We start from the raw sequence: 15380 nt of genomic DNA, 5'->3' as shown, positions 1-15380 counted from the left end.
GCGGAGACGTCGGGGGTGGCGCCGATCGAGGACGTGAACGGCGAAGACAACAAGGAGGTTTCCATGAAGGTCTATGGCATGCCGGAGAGCACGTGTACGCAGAAGGTCTTGACCGTCCTCGCCGAGAAGGAGCACGAGGCCGAGATCGTCGAGGTGAACGTGCTGATGGGCGAGGACAAGACCCTGCCCGAGCACCTGGCGCGGCACCCATTCGGGGAGATCCCCGTGCTCGAGGACGACGGGTTTCTTCTTTACGAGTCGAGGGCGATCATCCGCTACCTCGATCAGCGCCTCCCCGGCCGCTCGCTCACGCCGCGCGATCTCCGGGAGTGGGCGCGGATGGAGCAATGGATCAGCTGCGAGCAATCGTATTTCAGCGGGCCCGCCTATGACGTGATCCGGAGCGGGCCTGTCTACAACCTCGTCTGGAGCAGCCCTGGCGCTGTGTACTTCCCCCCGCCGCCCGACGAGCCGATGCTGAGGAAGGCCAAAAAGGACGTGGCCCTGGCGTTCGACGTCATGGACAGGACGCTCTCGACCCAGCCGTACCTCGCCGGCGGGACGTTCTCGCTCGCGGACATCACGCACATGCCGTACATCAATTACCTGATCGCCTCCGGCGGCGGCGACTTCGTGTCGAGCCGGCCCGGCGTGGCGGCCTGGTGGGAGCGCGTCACCTCGCGCCCGTCGTGGCGCAAGGTCGGGAGGGTGCTGGGACAGTCCTGAGCGATCGATCTCGCCCTCTTCCTTACTCCATCTCGCTTTGCCTGCTTCATGGACTCGGCGCCGGCGCCGGCGCGCCGTCGCAACCGGAAAGGAGCTCTCAGATGGAACATGCCGACACGCTCGTTGTGCACGCACACGCCTTGACCATGCGCGGAGACGGCGTGGGGTACATCGGCGATGGAGCGGTCGCGATCGAGGGCGGGCGCATCGCGGCGGTCGGCACGACCGCGGAGCTCTCGGCGCGGTTCACCGCGAAGGAGCGCATCGACGCGACAGGCCACGCCATGCTCCCGGGGTTCATCAACGCGCACCTGCACTCGACGGTCAACGTGATCCGCGGCGTGGCGCAGGACGTGGACCACTGGCTCGAGAAGGCCTACTGGATCTACTACAAGTATGTGAACGACGCGGACGTGCTCGCGCGCTCGCGCTTCACCCTCCTCGAGGGGATCAAGTCGGGGATAACCACCTTCCTCGACCACATCGCCCCTTTCCCCGGCTGGCCGCAGGCGTACGCGGCCGCGGGCGTCCGCGGTCGCCTCGCCGCCTCGATCAGCGCGCTCGGCATGGACGCGAAGCTCGACGGGCTCTACCCGCTCGATCCGGAGGTCGGCGACGACATCGACGCGGCGGTCGCGTTCGCGCGCGAGTGGAACGGCGCGGCGGAGGGGCGCATCACCGTGCTGCTCGGGCCTGTCGCGGCGGACGCCGTGCTCCGGGAGCATCTCCTGAAGATCAAGCGCGCCGCCGATCGCGAAGGCCTCATGATCCACATGCACGTGGCCCAGGGAGATCGGGAGATCGCGCAGGTGCTCGCGCGCCACGGCCAGCGGACCCCGGCGTACCTCGACGAGCTCGGCTACCTGGACGATCAGCTCATGGCCGTCCACCTCACCGAGGCGACGCAGGACGAGGTGCAGCTCATGGCCCGCCGCGGCGTCCGCATGATGCTCTGCTCCAGCGCCATCGGCCTCATCGACGGCATCGTGCCGCCGGCGCTCGCCTTCAAGCAGGCGGGCGGCACGGTGGCCCTCGGCTCGGACAACAGCGCGTGCTCGATGTTCAACGAGATGCGGCTCACCGCGCTGTTCAACAAGATCGCGCGGCGCGATCCGAAGGTGATGCCGCCCTGGGAGGTGCTGCGCATGGCGACCATCGACAGCGCGCGGGCGATCGGCCTCGGGGATCAGATCGGGTCGCTGGACGTGGGCAAGCAGGCCGACCTGATCCTCATCGATCTCCGCGAGCCGAGCCTCTCTCCGCTGCTCGACGCCCCGGTGCGGAACATCGTGCCGAACCTCGTGTACAACGCGCGCGGCACCGAGGTGAAGAGGGTGATTGTCGCGGGGCGGACGGTGATGCGCGACGGAGAGGTGCTCACGATGGACGAGCGCGCGGTGCTCGAGGAGGCGCAGGCCGCGGCGGACGCCATCGCCCGCCAGGTGGCGTCCGACCCGGGCCACGACGGGCTGGCGCTCGTCGCGGCGATGAGGAGCGGCAAGCTGTGAGGATGGATGGCGCGACGCCGGGGCGGCCGGGTCGCGCCGGGGAGGTCAGCCATGGTGAAGGCGCGTCAAGCCAGCGTCGCGGACATGGATGCGATCATGCGGGTCGAGGAGGACTGGCCCGAGTACCAGCGGGCGAGCCGGGAGACGATGCTCGTCCGGCTCGCGAAGTTCCCCCAGGGGTTCTGGGTCTTCGAGCAGGACGGCGAGATCATCGGCACGCTCACGAGCTGCCCGACGAGGTACGAGCGCAGCGGGCGCAAGGGGTTCAGGAGCTGGGATGAGGTGACCAACCACGGCAACCTGCCGGACATCGACATGGCCACCGCGAACGCCCTCTACCTCGTGTCGGGCACGCTCCGGCGGGAGGCGCGCGGGGCCCGCGGCTATGCGCTCCTCATCGAGACGCCGGTCAGGCTGGCCGAGGAGCTCGGCCTCGATTACGTCGTCGCCGGGGCGAAGATCCCCGGTTATGACGCCTACTGCAGGCGGCACGGCGAGGTGGACGCGCGCGACTACGCGTTCATGGAGCTGAACGGGTGCCTCATCGATCCGTTCCTCGAGGTGTACAGGGGCTACGGGTTCACCGTGCCCGACAGGGATCACATCGTCAGCGACTTCTACCCTGACCCCCCGAGCCGCAACCACGGAGCGATCGTCGTGCGGGAGCTCAAGCGCTCGGGCAGGGGCGATGGCGGACTCAGCCGTCGATGAACGGGGCGTGGGCTGCAACACGCTTGTGGGGCGTGGCCGCGACGTGCGGTGACGTATGGACTTTCCGGACTCCCCCTGCGAGCCGTGGGTTGCATGTCTGGTGTCGTGTCGAACCGTGCGATGACGGCTGAGCGCGTCATCGCGTCTCCGGCGAGCTGTCCTACATTTACAGCGGCCGGCGCGCAGGATCGCCGGGCAGAATACTCCGTTCCATCCTGGCACCTCTGTCTCCCTGATCCCGTTCGTCCAGGTGCTCGCTGATCGGGCCGGTTGCCCGCGGCAGTGCTACGATACACGGTACCCCGAATTCACCAGGAGCCGGTTCACGATGGGAGTCCGTGGCGCTGCGCCGAGATACGATCTTCTCGGTCCTGAATTCTCCGCCAATCCACACCCGACGTTCCAGCGCATGCGGACCGAGGACCCTGTCTACTGGGACCCTCAGCTCAACGTCTACTGTCTGACCCGCTACGAGGACGTACAGCTCATCCTGCGGGATCCGCGCTTCTCGGCGGAGCGCGTCGATTACTACATCAGCGGTGTCCCTGCGCTCTTGCGGCAGAAGCTGAAGCGGTACGACGAGTTCATCTCTCACTGGATGGTGCTCGCCGACCCTCCCAGGCACACGCGGCTGCGCAGCCTCGTGGCCCGGGCGTTCACGCCGCAGGTGGTCGAGGGGCTGCGCCCGCTGGTCCAGCGGGTCGCGGACGAGATGATCGACGCGGCGTCGGCCAGGGGGCGCATGGACCTCATCGGTGACCTCGCGTATCCGCTGCCCGGCGTCGTCATCGGGAGGCTGCTCCGGATCTCGCCGGCGGACACCGAGCGGCTCAAGGGGTGGTCCGACGCGCTCTTCCGGCTGCTCGGGGCGCCGGTGCCCGACGAGGAGACCATCGAGATCGGCCATCAGGGGGTCGTCGGGTTCGAGGAGTTCCTCCGCGACCTGATCGCGGAGCGGCGGGCGCACCCCGGCGACGACGTCCTCAGCCGGCTCCTGCTCGCGGAGGAGCAGGGCAGCATGCTCAGCGACGCCGAGCTGATCTCGACGTGCGCGCTGCTGCTCGCCAGCGGTCACGAGACGACAACGCACCTCATCGGCAACGGCGCGCTGGCCCTGATCAACAACCCTGACCAGATGCAGATGCTCCGGGAGGATCCGCGGCTCATCGACAGGGCGGTGGAGGAGATCCTGCGGTACTCCGGTGTCGGATATCAATCGTCCCGCCGCGCCCGCGAGGACGTCGAGATCCGCGGCGTGCGGATCGAGGCAGGTCAGATCGCGTTCGGCTTCCTCCTCGCGGCGAACCGCGATCCAGATCGCTTCCCGGACCCGGAGCGGATGGACATCCTGCGCAAGGACACCCGGCACGTCGGGTTCGGCGGCGGGATCCACTTCTGCCTGGGCGCCCAGCTGGCGCGCGTCCAGGCCCAGGTCGTGCTCAACACGATCGTCCAGCGGCTGCCGGACCTCGCGATCGCCGAGCCCCGCCTGGAGTGGATCCCGAGCTTCCTCGTCCGCGGCCTCCGCGCGCTCCCGGTGACCTTCTCCGCCTGAGCGCGCGCCGGCCGCCCGTCAGAAGCGGCCCTGGATCGCCAGCCCGCCGCCCGTCGTCCCGACCGCGGGCATCACCACGACCCGCGCCGCCGCGGGCTCCGCGTCGTCGAGCGACGTCACGAACAGCGCGACGCCGGCCGCGAGCCCGATCCCGCCGACGACGAAGCCGACGTTCGAGAGCGCCGCGGCGCTCCTGGCGTCGTCGACCAGCGCCACGCCCTTGTCGTCGCAGAGCGTCTCGGTCCGGCAGTGCTCGTCCTGGGCCCGGTTCCACCGCGCGCTCGCGATCAGCCCGAAGATCGAGCCCGTCACGACGCCGGCGACGCCGACGCCGCCGGCCACGAAGGAGAGCGCGCGGCGCGTGCTCGCGCCGCCGTCCCCGTCGCCGCCCCCGGCGGGCCGGGGCGGCGCGTCAGGCCGCGGATCGGCCGGTCCGGCGGGCTGCGGCGCCGCCACCGCCGCTGCCGCCGCCGCGGGGTCATCCTCGAGCGGCGGGATCTCGACCGTGACGGTGTTGCCGGGGCCCGCGGTCTGCGCTTCCGCGGAGAACGGCCTCTTGCCGGGCGCGGTCGCCTCGACGCGGTGCTTGCCCGGATCGACAGGGAGCGGCGCGCCCCACGCCCCCGCGTCGAGGACCGCGCCGTTGCGCCGCACGACGAGCCCGTCGGCCGGCGCGCGCACCGCGACGGTGAGGCGCTCGAGCTTCTTCTCCAGATCGGCCGCGCGGCGCGTCGCCTTCGCCTCGCGCTCGGCCTGGCCGGCGCGGCTCGCCATGTCCGCCGCCTCGCGGAACGCGGCCCAGGCGCTCGCGGTCCGGCCGACGCGCTCGAGGCAGTCCGCCAGGTTCCACTGGGTGCCGTAGCCCGGATCGAGCCGCTGGCTCGCCGCGAACTTGGGGCACGCCTCGGCGAGCTTGCCCTGGGCGACGAGCTCGCGCCCCTCGCGGAAGAGCGCCTCGGCCGCCGCCGCCTGCTCCGCCGAGGGCTCCGCGCGGGCGACGCCGGCGGAGAGCGACAGGAGCGCGGCGACACACCACGCGACGCGGCTATTTCCTCGATGTCTCGTCATCGTCGTTCCTCGGGGGCCTGGGGGTCGCCGGCGGCCTGGCGGACGGCCTGGGCGCCGGCGGGCGTGCGGCGGGCCTCGCGGACGCCAGCGCCGATGAAGCGGCGGGCGCGATCGACGTCGGCGGCGCCGCCGCGCTCGTCGTCGGCGAGGGCGGCGCCTCGGGCGCCGTCGAGGCCGCGGCGGGCGAGAGGCCGGGCGTCGGCGCCTCGGCGCGCGGCGGCTCGGGTTCGGCGCGCGGGGGCTCGGGTTCGGCGCGCGGGGGCGGCGGCTGTTCGGCCGAGGGCGCGGCCGGCGGCGACTCGCCGCGGAGCGCGATGTGGATGCCGGCGCCGACCGCGACCGCGGCGGCGAGCATGCCGCCGGCGAGCAGCGCGACGGGCGGGCGCGCCGCCGTGCGCTCCGGGCGGTTCGACAGCCGCACGCTCGTGGCGGGCGCCGTGCCCGACAGCGCGTGCGACCCCGCCGGCGGCTGCGACCCCGCCCGGGGCTGCGACCCCGCCGGCGGTTGCGGCCCCGCCGGCGGTTGCGGCCCCGAGGGCGTATGCGCCCACGCCGCCGGTTGCGGCCCCGAGGGCGTATGCGCCCACGCCGCCGGTTGCGGCCCAGCCGGCGGTTGCGGCCCGAGCGACCCCATCGACGGGCGCGACGCGCGCGCGTCGGCGCCGAGCGGCGCGAGCATCGCCTCGACGATCGCCTCGCCGTTCGGCAGAAACGCGCGCAGCGCGGCCGCGAGCTCGCCCGCGCTCGCGGTGCGGCCGGCCGGGTCGATGACCAGCGCCCGGTGCACCACGCGGGCGACCTCCGGCGGCACCCACGGCGCGATCTCCTGGATCCAGCGCACGGGCGTCGTGCAGATGGCCAGGACGAGCTCCCCGAGGCCGGTCAGGTGCTCGTTCGGCCGGTGCCCCGAGAGGGCGTGGTACAGGCTGACCCCGAGCGACCAGACGTCCGAGCGCGCGTCGACGGCGCCGCTGCCGCGCGCCTGCTCGGGCGACATGTAGAGGGGCGAGCCGAGGAGCGCGCCGCTCTTCGTCATCCCGCCGTTGCCGAGGCCCTGGTCCGACATCTTCGCGATGCCGAAGTCGAGCAGCTTGATCACGCGCTGCCCGCCGTGCTTCCGCGCGAGGAACAGGTTCGCCGGCTTGATGTCGCGGTGGACGACCCCGGCCTCGTGCGCGCGCTCGAGCCCGAGGCACGCCTGCAGGCCGATGCGGAGCGCGAGATCGACAGGCAGCGGGCCGAGCCGCTCGATGAGGGCCTGCACGTCCTCGCCCTCGAGGAACTCCATCGCGATGTACGGCGCGCCGGTCTCGCGGTCGCGCCCGGTGTCGAACACCTGCGCGATGTGCTCCGACTCGACCGCGCCGACCGCGCGCGCCTCGCGCTGGAAGCGGCGGAGCACGTCGTCGTCCGCGGCCTGCCCGAGGATGACCTTCACCGCGACGCGGCGCCCGGTGCCGGTGTGCCGCGCCTCGTAGACCGCGCCCATCCCGCCCTGGCCGATCAGCCGGAGGATCGCGTAGCGGTCGTCGAGGGTCCGGCCGATCATGGCGTCGGGCCGGCGGCGGCGTGGGGGCGAGCCCTCTTCACGGCCGCAGGTTAGAGCACCTCCGCGCCCGCGTCACCCCTCGCCGCACACGCCGCACCAGGGCAGCCTGACCAGCGCGTGGTACGACGTCCCGAGCGTCGAGAGGTCCTGGATCAGCACCCGGCCCCCGAGCCTCGACTGCGTGTACCCGGAGAGCACCTTGAGCGCCTCCATCGCCGCGAGGTGGCCGAGCATCTGCGCCATCGCGCCCGCGTGCGGCGGCGACCCGCGCTCGACGGCCGGGGCGCGCGCCGCGAGCGGCGGGTTGAGCGCCTCGGCCGCCGCGCAGACCCGGCACGCCGTCTTCCCCGGGATCACGAGGGGGCCGAGGACGGCCGTCGTCCCCGCGAGGTGCGCGAAGAGCGAGGCGACCTGCGCGCGGTGGCCGAACCGCGCGACGCGCGACAGGAGCTCCGCGTCGTCGCCGCGCGCCGCCGCGACGACGAGGTGAGGCCGCCCCTCCGGCGAGAGGAGGTCCCCCGCGTCGAGCGCCGCGGCGGGGCTCTCGTCCACGCGGCACCGCGGCGCGCGCTCGCGGATCAGCGCCGCCACGGCGCCGCGGCGGGGCGCGCCGAGCGCCGCCTGCCCGCGCTCCCGGAGCACCGCCGCGTCGCGCGGGCCGACCGCGCCGTCGTCGATCAGGCGCAGCGCGGCGATCCCCGCCGCGGCGAGCGCGAGGGCCGCCGCCGCGCCCCAGGGCTCGAGGCCCACGACGAGCACGCGCGCGCTCGCCAGCCGCTGCGCCGCCTGCTGCGGGGCCGACGACCACCTGCGGAGGAACTCGGCCTGCCCGCGGAGGCGCTCGCGGTCCGCGGGCTCCGCCGCGTCGGGCGCCGGCTCGACGAGGCCGCGCGCCTCGAGCAGATCGAGGAACGCGGTCACGCTCTCTCTCGAGTAGTCGGCGAGCGCCTCGACGATCGCCTCGCGATCGCGCGACCCGTCGAGCAGCGGCGCCATCCGATCGAGGAACGCGCTCACGTCCGCGCCGGTGATCTGGAAGGTGCCGAGATCGGATCGGAGGATGACCCCCGCGTCCGTGGGCGTGATGCTGGCCGAGCGGCTGAGTCGAATTCTGGACATGGTGCTCTCCGACGCTCCGTGTTCAACCGCGCGGCGGCCCTGCCGGGCCCTCTGCCGGCCCGGGCTGACCGATGCAGACGACGTACATGGCGTCCTCCTCGGCCGGGAGCGCCAGGAAGGCCTTGAGCTCATCGTCGTAGAAGCCGCCGATCGCCACCGGGCCGAGGCCCATCGCCGTCGCGACGAGGTAGAGGTTCTGGCCGACGTGCCCCGCGTCGAGCCACAGGAAGCGATAGCCGCGCTGGCCGTACTTCCACATGGTGCGGAACGGGACCGCCGTGATGATGACCACCACGTTGGTGCTCAGGACCATGGTCTGATCCAGCGTCAGATCCGTCAGCGCCGCGTGCGCGAGGCCTCCCCGGCGGAGCTCGAGCTCGTGCGCGCGCGCGTCGTAGTGGTAGAGGCCATCCGGGAGATCCTCGACGGCCTGCGTCGCCACGTAGATCTCGAGCGGGTACAGCCCGCCGGCCGAGGGCGTCGGGCGATCGCAGCCCCACTCTCCGTCGACCTTCCGCGCGCCGCGGACGCCGTAGCTCGCGTGAAGGAGCCGCCCGAGCGTCTCCAGGGGCATCGGCCTGAGGGCGAACTCGCGGATCGACCGGCGCCGCTCCAGCACCCCGCCGAGCGGGGCGTCGATCGCGAAATCGCGCCCGGGCAGCGGCGTCCGCGCCGCTCCGACGTAGGTGCGGAAGCCGAGCGGCTGGAGGTCCGCGCCGAACGCCGGCTCCGGCGTCCGCGACCTCACGTGGGACGACTGGAGGTGATAGAGCCGCGCGACGTTCGTCTCTTTGCTCCTTGCCATGGTCTCCTCGCTCAGGCCATCGGGTGAGGGTCCGGGTTGATCCCGCGGGGCGCCATGGACCGGAGGCGCGGATTGCCGAGCTGCGCCAGCTCGTGGCCGAAATGGATCTGCTGGAACTCGGGCCCCACGGCCCGCGCGACGCGGAACGGCGTCGCCGCGAGATCGGGCGACGTCACGTCGACGATGGCGATGCGCAGCCCCGCGGCCGTCACGCGCCGGGCGAGCTCGGACAGCGAGGTGTCCTCGGGCTCCTCGAGCTCGGCGGCGGTCACCGTGCCGCCCTGGCGTAGGAAGGCGAAGGCCGCGGCGCGGCTCCGGGGGACGTAGTACGTCGCGTGATCGTCGAGCGTGCGCACGTCCTCCGGCCGCTCCGGGACGGCGGGCATCTCGCCCGTCATGAGGCGGAACGCATAACTCCCGATCTGGCCCTGCTCCAGGATGGCTTTCTTGATCGCGGTGAGGGGGCTCAGGTGGGCGGCGATCGAGACCACCGCCCCGGGCCAGCGCTCTCCATCGCCGTACCCCACGCACATCACCACGGGGACCGCGACGCCCGCGTCGAGGAGATACAGCTCGATCCGGGCGCCGCGCTCCTCGATCTGCCGGGCGACCTCGTGCACCTCGGGCTCCACGGCGTCGTCGGGCAAGATCCGCCGCCCCGGCCGGCGGGCGAGCCATGAGATCATGTACGTGTCGCGCTCGATGAGCTCGAGCGCGGCCTTCATCGACGCCGCCTCGAGCGTCGGGCCGGCGGCGAGCCCGTTCGAGGTCACCTGGCAGAAGTGCGCATCGGGTCCGGCGCAGTAGCTGTAATAGGCCGCGAGCGCCGGGACGTACACGGGCGCGCGGGTGTCCAGCCAGCGACCGAGGACCCAGTCGATGGGCGTGGTCGGATCGATCCGGGTATAGGGGAAGTCGGGGCGCGCGTACTGCGCGTCGTCATAGAGACAGAGCCGCTCCGGAGCGATGAAGTCGCCCTTCATCTCGGCGACCGAGGCGCGAAGGAGCGCGCCGCGGTCGACGCGGCTGGATCCGTAGCGCTCGACCGCCTCGCCGGTCGCCCTGATCAGGGCCTCGACGACCGTGACGCCCTTACCGGTGCCGATCTCCGGCTCCTGGCAACGGTGGGGGCCGTGGCGCCCGCCCTCGGTGTAGTTGCTGAGCAGCGCGGTGGCGACGATCGGCGCCTCGGGCGCGAGCGCCGGGCTCAGCGCGGCCAGCCTGAGCTCGTGGACGATGCCGGTCCGCGGGTCGACGACGCCGGCCAGGAGCCGCCGGAGCTCCGCGGCGTCGCGCGCGGCGTTCAGCGGCGCGCTCGGACCCCGGCGCGCAGTCCCCGCGCGCAGGGCGGCGGCCGCGCCGCCGCAGACCGGGCACCAGGGCATCTGCAGGACGGCGTGGAACGATGTCTCCAGCCCGATCAGGTCCTGGATCACGAGGCGCCCCGCGAGCGGCGACGCGCTCCGGCGCACGAGCAGATCGACGGCCGCGAGCGCGACGGCGTGGCCGAGGAGCGCCGGCATCGGCGCGAGGTACGTGCGCGCGCGCGGGCCCGGGCGCTCGGCGAGGAGCGACGCCTGGAGCGCGTGATCGGCGTCGGGCTCCCGGCTCGTCGCGAGCCTCCGGAGACGGCAGCAGTTCCAGCACGCGGTCTCGCCGGGCACGACGGCCGGGCCGATCACCGCCTCGAGCCCGTCGAGGTGCGCGCTCAGGGAGAGGATCGACGCGGCGTGGGCGAACCGCGCGGCGCTCTGGAGGACGAGGAGATCGTCGCTCGAGACGCAGGTGAGGACGAGATCCCAGGCGGTGTCTTCCTGGACGAGGGGGCCGTCCGCGGCGGCGACGAGCGCCCCCGCGGTGACAGCGCACCGGGGAGCGAGCCGCGACAGCGCGAGGGAGAGGGAAATCGCGCGCTCTTTCCCGAGATCCGCCTCGGCGAAGGGGCCGAGATCGTCCGTCGTGACGCTCCTGTCGTCGAGGACGTGGAGCGCGCCGACGCCCGCCGACGCGAGCTCCACGGCCGCGACGGCCCCCCACGGCTCGAGCCCCACGACGAGGACGCGCGATCGCGCGAGCTTCTCGCGCTCCTCCTCCCGCGCAGGAAGGGCGGTCCCCTCGAGCTGTGAACTGGCGACCGGTGAGCTGGGCAGTTGGATGGCCACGCGAGATCTCCAGGGATGGGCGGGGCGGCGGCGTCTCCGCCTGTCCGCGCTCCTTGTTCGTCAAAGAGCTTCGATGCTGGCGCTCGAGGATCGATGCGCCGGGGAGCGAGGGGGAGAATCACGTCATGGTCGACCGCCACGCCTCCTCGCGCGATGAGGAGCGATCCCAGGAAGACGGGAAACCGTCGCGGAGATCCTCCGCGATCCTCGCCCTCCCGGGATCCCTCGTTCACCGCTGGTCCGGGCCTAGCGGCAGCCGCACCCGTGACAAGGACGGTGACAGCCGCAGCCGTGACAGCCGCAGCCGTGGCAAGGACGGTGACAGCCGCAGCCGTGACAGCCGCAGCCGTGACAGCCGCAGCCGTGGCAAGGACGGTGACAGCCGCAGCCGCCGCAGCCGCCGCAAATGCGGCTGGACCGATTCGCTATTTCTATTGCCTCCAGCCTGCCCGACAGCTCGTCGACCGCGCTGCGCAGCTCCTTCACGGAGAGATCCAGGACCTTCGGCGCATCATTCCCGTCATTTGAACCGCTCATGATAGAACCTCCCAGTGGTAAGTGGGGCTCGCAAAAGGCCTTGGCAACTCGACGGCCGATGAGGCGACGGCGAGAACATTGACGTCATTTCATGTCATCCACGGCGGTCCGGCCGCGGCGGCGCGAGCGCCCCGCGACGGCGCGCTCGCGCGCCTTCTCTCTCGCTCGTCCCGGCGATCGCGGCTCTCCTTTCGGCCCTGAAACACCCAGGGCGCCGCGAAGCAGGGGAGAAGTTCGATATCGCCCTCTCGCCCCGATCCGGGCCGGTGCGCCGTTTCTGCTCGACCCGAACAACCCTGGACAACGCGGCGCCATGCGCGCGCGCATCCATCGCGCCGTGAGCGCGGCCCCATTCAATTGCCTTTCGTCGCCCTCTCCGGTACCGGGCCCGCCTCCCTCGTGAGCGCTCATCGCTCATCAGCAAAGGAGTGTCATGCATCGTACTTCGCTCGGACTGGCGATAGGTGGTCTCCCTTTCTTTCTCCTTGCTTCGTCAACGTCGCTCGCAGGGTGCGGCGACCCCGAGCGCTCCTCGCCTCACGCCCTCGTCGAGGTGGGGTGTTCGGGCTGCACCGTGCTCAGGGGAGGTGCGGTCTTCGACGGCGCGCGCGCGGGCAGGGCGACGGTGGTGATCGAGGGGGACAGGGTGAAGCGGGTCGTCTTCGACGAGCGCGACGTCGAGGTCGTGGGCGGCGAGGTCGTGGACGTCTCCGGAAAGACGATGCTCCCCGGCCTCATCGACCTCCACGTCCACTCGCTGAGCGCCGCCGGGCCTTACGCCTATCACGACAGCGACCTCCACCTCGAGGACCACACGAAGGCGATGCTCCGGTCGGGCGTCACCTCGTACCTCGACCTCGGCTCGCCCCAGCGCGTCATCTTCGAGCAGCGCGCGCGCGCGCGCGCCGGCGAGGTCCTCGCGCCGCAGCTCTTCGCGGCCGGGCCGCTGCTCACCGCGACGGGCGGGCACCCCTGCTATCACGGCAGCCCGCCCGGCGATTTCTGCCTCTTCATCGACTCTCCCGCCGACGTCGCCGGGGCCTTCGAGGCGCTCCTCCCGGGCGCCCCGGACTTCATCAAGATCGTCCTCGAGTCCGGCGGATCGCGGCCGCTCCCGCGCCTCTCGCCCGACGCCGTCGCGTCGATCGCGCAGGCCGCCGGGGCCGCGGGCGTCCGCGTCATCGCTCACGTGGCGGAGGCCGAGGACATCGAGGTCGCGCTCGACGCCGGCGTGACGCTCTTCGCGCACCTGCCCGATCAGGACCTCATCTCGCCCGAGCTCGCGTCGCGGATGGCCGCCGCGGGGGCCGTCGTCGTCCCGACGCTCTCCGTGATGGACGGCCTGTACCGCGTCGCCCACGGCGCGGTCGACGGCCTCGACGACCCCGCCCTGCGCGACGACGTGCCGGCCGACGTCATCGCCGCCCTGCGCGACCCGTCGTTGCTCGCGGAGATGACGACAGCCCGGTACCGCGAGATCGTGAAGGGGTTGCGCGACAGGGCGATCGCGAACCTCGCCACCTTGCACCAGGCCGGGGTCACCGTCGCCACCGGCACCGACGCGGGCAACCCGGCGGTCTTCCACGGGCTCGCCCTGCCCCGCGAGGTCGCGCTCCTCGTCGAGGCCGGGATGCCGCCGATCGACGCGCTCGTCGCCGCCACGCGCGCGGCCGCGGACGTGCTCGGGCGGCCCGATCTCGGGCGCATCGAGGAGGGGGCGCTCGCGGACGTGCTCGTGGTCGACGGCGATCCGCTCGCCGATGTCCGCGCGCTCGAGCGGGTCTCGCGGGTTTACAGATCGGGCGTCCTCCTCGATCGCGACGCGCTCGCGCTGCCCCGCGGCGTGAGCCTCGCGCGGCAGCCGCGCACCGGCGCCGGCCCCGGCGAGACGTGCCTCGCCGCGCCCGAGTGCGGCGACGCGCTGTCGTGCAGCCCGGATCAGCGCTGCGCCGCGACGTGCGACGGCCCCTCGGCGTGCGGGCCGGGGAGCGCGTGCCTCTACGACGGCGGCTCGCCGACCGGGGGCTCCTGCGCCGCGGGCGACGGCTGCGACCTCTTCGCGCAGGACTGCGAGAACGGCGCCGCGTGCGTGTTCCTGGGCAACGGCGCGACGTCGTGCTGGTACGCGGGCGCGGGCTCGGGCGGGCAGCCGTGCGACGCCCTCTTCTCCTGCGCGCCCGGCAGCGTGTGCGACGAGCGCTCGGGCACATGCAAGGACCTCTGCGATCCGCGCGGCGATCGCGCCCACGCGTGCCCGGGCGGCAAGAAGTGCGTCGACCGCTCCTCGATCGCCGGGCTGCCCGTGGGCCTCTGCGACTAGGTCGCCGCGGCGCGGCGCGGCCCTCTCCTCATCGCGCCGCGCTCACCGCGACACGAGCAGCCAGGCGATCACGCTCCCCAGCGTGAAGAACAGGATGCCCGCGCCGGCGAGCACGGCGCGCGACGTCCGCCGCTCGAGGAAGCTCGCCGCGGCCTTGAGGCTGGCGGGCGCGGCGATGCTCAGCTGGTCCGGCCCGCTCATCCTCTGGAGCGCGGCGTCGAGCGCCACGACCACGGCGCGCGCGTGGGGGAAGCGGTCGTCCGGATCCTTCGCGAGCAGGCGCATCACGACCGCCTCGAGCGCGGGCGGGACGACGACGCCGGGGGTGCGCTCGGCGATCGGCGGCGGCGCGGCCGACCGGTGCTGCGCGAACAGCGCCGACGGCTCGACCGCCGTGAAGGGGTGCTTGCCCGCGAGCATCTCGTAGAGGATCACGCCGAGCGCGTAGAGGTCGGCGCGCCTGTCGACCGATCGCATGCCGAGCGCCGCCTCGGGCGCCATGTACGCCACCGTGCCGAGCAGCACCCCGGCGTTCGTCAGCGAGCGGCGCGAGCCGTCGTCGGTGCTGAACGAGAACTGCTCCACCGGCACCTTGGCGAGGCCGAAATCGATGAGCTGGACCCGCTCCTCCGGCCCGTCGAGCACCATGATGTTGAGCGGCTTCACGTCCCGGTGGATGATCCCGAAATCGTGCGCCGCGTTCAGCGCGGTCGCGAGCTGTCGCGCGATGTTCGCGGCGCGGACGGGCGGGACGGGCCCCTTGTCGATGAGCTTGCGCAGCGTGGTGCCGCGGATGAACTCCATCACCATGAACCACGCGCCGTCGTCGAGCTGGTTGATCTCGTAGACCGCCGCGACGTTCGGGTGGAAGATGTGACGGCCCGCGATGGCCTCGCGCTCGAAGCGCTCGATGAGCTCCGGCAGCTCCTCGGCGTCCGGGTGGAGCACCTTCACGGCCACGTCCTCGCCGGTCGCGAGCTTCTTGGCCCTGAAGACGGCGGCGATGCCGCCCATCGCCACGAGCTCCTCGATGCGGTACCGGTGCACGAGCGTGCGCCCGACGAGCGCCAGCGCCCGCTCCCGCGCCGCGTCGCTCGCCTGGCCCCCCGCGATGAACATGGGCCCGCTCATGCGATCACGCCTCCGGGCTCTGACGCGCGCGCGCGCGCTCGCGCGTCTCGCGCACCGGCGCGGCGCAGGGCGCGCAGCACCACGCCGTGCCCGCGACGCGCCTCGCGGCGGAGCGGCGATTCCACCCTGGCTGACAACGTGCGCTCAGACACCCGGCGCCCGAGGGTAGCGCCCCTCCGGGTCCAGCGC

11 protein-coding genes are annotated in these 15380 nt (G+C 72.9%); 5 read left to right on the top strand and 6 right to left on the bottom strand.

Annotated elements, in window-relative coordinates:
* Positions 1–63 precede the first annotated feature (63 nt).
* From WME96_RS32190 to WME96_RS32175, 4 genes are all read left to right on the top strand, one after another.
* Positions 64–726, top strand: coding sequence for a glutathione S-transferase family protein (locus tag WME96_RS32190; protein ID WP_437285410.1), 663 nt, complete (start codon positions 64–66; stop codon positions 724–726).
* A gap of 101 nt (positions 727–827) precedes the next feature.
* Positions 828–2234 (top strand): amidohydrolase family protein, encoded by a 1407-nt coding sequence (locus WME96_RS32185; RefSeq protein ID WP_437285409.1) that lies wholly within the window; start codon positions 828–830, stop codon positions 2232–2234.
* Positions 2235–2285: 51 nt separating this feature from the next.
* Positions 2286–2945, top strand: coding sequence for a hypothetical protein (locus WME96_RS32180; RefSeq protein WP_437285408.1), 660 nt, complete (start codon positions 2286–2288; stop codon positions 2943–2945).
* 409 nt (positions 2946–3354) lie between these two features.
* Entirely contained in the window at positions 3355–4500 is a 1146-nt protein-coding gene (locus WME96_RS32175; RefSeq protein WP_437285407.1) for a cytochrome P450, read from the top strand.
* Between the two features lie 18 nt (positions 4501–4518).
* On the opposite strand, the gene WME96_RS32170 is transcribed toward WME96_RS32175, so the two are convergent.
* From WME96_RS32170 to WME96_RS32150, 5 genes are all read right to left on the bottom strand, one after another.
* Complete coding sequence (locus tag WME96_RS32170) at positions 4519–5568, bottom strand: hypothetical protein (protein ID WP_437285406.1); 1050 nt, start codon at positions 5566–5568, stop codon at positions 4519–4521.
* Complete coding sequence (locus WME96_RS32165) at positions 5546–7117, bottom strand: serine/threonine-protein kinase (RefSeq protein ID WP_437285405.1); 1572 nt, start codon at positions 7115–7117, stop codon at positions 5546–5548. The genes WME96_RS32170 and WME96_RS32165 overlap by 23 nt, the downstream gene beginning before the upstream one ends.
* A 72-nt stretch (positions 7118–7189) precedes the next feature.
* The gene (locus WME96_RS32160) at positions 7190–8236 is read right to left on the bottom strand and encodes a TOMM precursor leader peptide-binding protein (RefSeq protein WP_437285404.1); all 1047 of its coding nucleotides are present in this window, start codon (positions 8234–8236) and stop codon (positions 7190–7192) included.
* A gap of 22 nt (positions 8237–8258) precedes the next feature.
* The gene (locus tag WME96_RS32155; RefSeq protein WP_437285403.1) at positions 8259–9041 is read right to left on the bottom strand and encodes a SagB/ThcOx family dehydrogenase; all 783 of its coding nucleotides are present in this window, start codon (positions 9039–9041) and stop codon (positions 8259–8261) included.
* A gap of 11 nt (positions 9042–9052) precedes the next feature.
* Positions 9053–11203 carry a TOMM precursor leader peptide-binding protein gene (locus WME96_RS32150; RefSeq protein ID WP_437285402.1) on the bottom strand — a complete coding sequence of 717 codons (2151 nt, stop codon included), beginning with the start codon at positions 11201–11203 and terminating at the stop codon, positions 9053–9055.
* 1111 nt (positions 11204–12314) lie between these two features.
* On the opposite strand from WME96_RS32150, the gene WME96_RS32145 reads away from it, so the two are divergent.
* Positions 12315–14060 carry an amidohydrolase family protein gene (locus WME96_RS32145; RefSeq protein WP_437285401.1) on the top strand — a complete coding sequence of 582 codons (1746 nt, stop codon included), beginning with the start codon at positions 12315–12317 and terminating at the stop codon, positions 14058–14060.
* Positions 14061–14102: 42 nt separating this feature from the next.
* Here WME96_RS32145 and WME96_RS32140 read toward each other — a convergent pair whose 3' ends face one another.
* Positions 14103–15191: a serine/threonine-protein kinase gene (locus tag WME96_RS32140; RefSeq protein WP_437285400.1), complete on the bottom strand. Its 1089-nt coding sequence runs from the start codon at positions 15189–15191 to the stop codon at positions 14103–14105.
* Between the last annotated feature and the right edge of the window lie 189 nt (positions 15192–15380).

The organism is Sorangium sp. So ce406 (assembly GCF_051474675.1).
GTDB classification, from domain to species: domain Bacteria; phylum Myxococcota_A; class Polyangia; order Polyangiales; family Polyangiaceae; genus Sorangium; species Sorangium cellulosum_G.
Note: the sequence above shows the minus strand (reverse complement) of the source record. Positions and strands in the feature narration are given on the sequence as shown.

Excerpts from the sequence above, each read along its gene's own strand:
- WME96_RS32190 (WP_437285410.1), top strand. The coding sequence starts at position 64 with ATGAAGGTCTATGGCATGCCGGAGAGCACGTGTACGCAGAAGGTCTTG.
- WME96_RS32185 (WP_437285409.1), top strand. The coding sequence starts at position 828 with ATGGAACATGCCGACACGCTCGTTGTGCACGCACACGCCTTGACCATG.
- WME96_RS32180 (WP_437285408.1), top strand. The coding sequence starts at position 2,286 with ATGGTGAAGGCGCGTCAAGCCAGCGTCGCGGACATGGATGCGATCATG.
- WME96_RS32175 (WP_437285407.1), top strand. The coding sequence starts at position 3,355 with ATGCGGACCGAGGACCCTGTCTACTGGGACCCTCAGCTCAACGTCTAC.
- WME96_RS32170 (WP_437285406.1), bottom strand. The coding sequence starts at position 5,568 with ATGACGAGACATCGAGGAAATAGCCGCGTCGCGTGGTGTGTCGCCGCG.
- WME96_RS32165 (WP_437285405.1), bottom strand. The coding sequence starts at position 7,117 with ATGATCGGCCGGACCCTCGACGACCGCTACGCGATCCTCCGGCTGATC.
- WME96_RS32160 (WP_437285404.1), bottom strand. The coding sequence starts at position 8,236 with ATGTCCAGAATTCGACTCAGCCGCTCGGCCAGCATCACGCCCACGGAC.
- WME96_RS32155 (WP_437285403.1), bottom strand. The coding sequence starts at position 9,041 with ATGGCAAGGAGCAAAGAGACGAACGTCGCGCGGCTCTATCACCTCCAG.
- WME96_RS32140 (WP_437285400.1), bottom strand. The coding sequence starts at position 15,191 with ATGAGCGGGCCCATGTTCATCGCGGGGGGCCAGGCGAGCGACGCGGCG.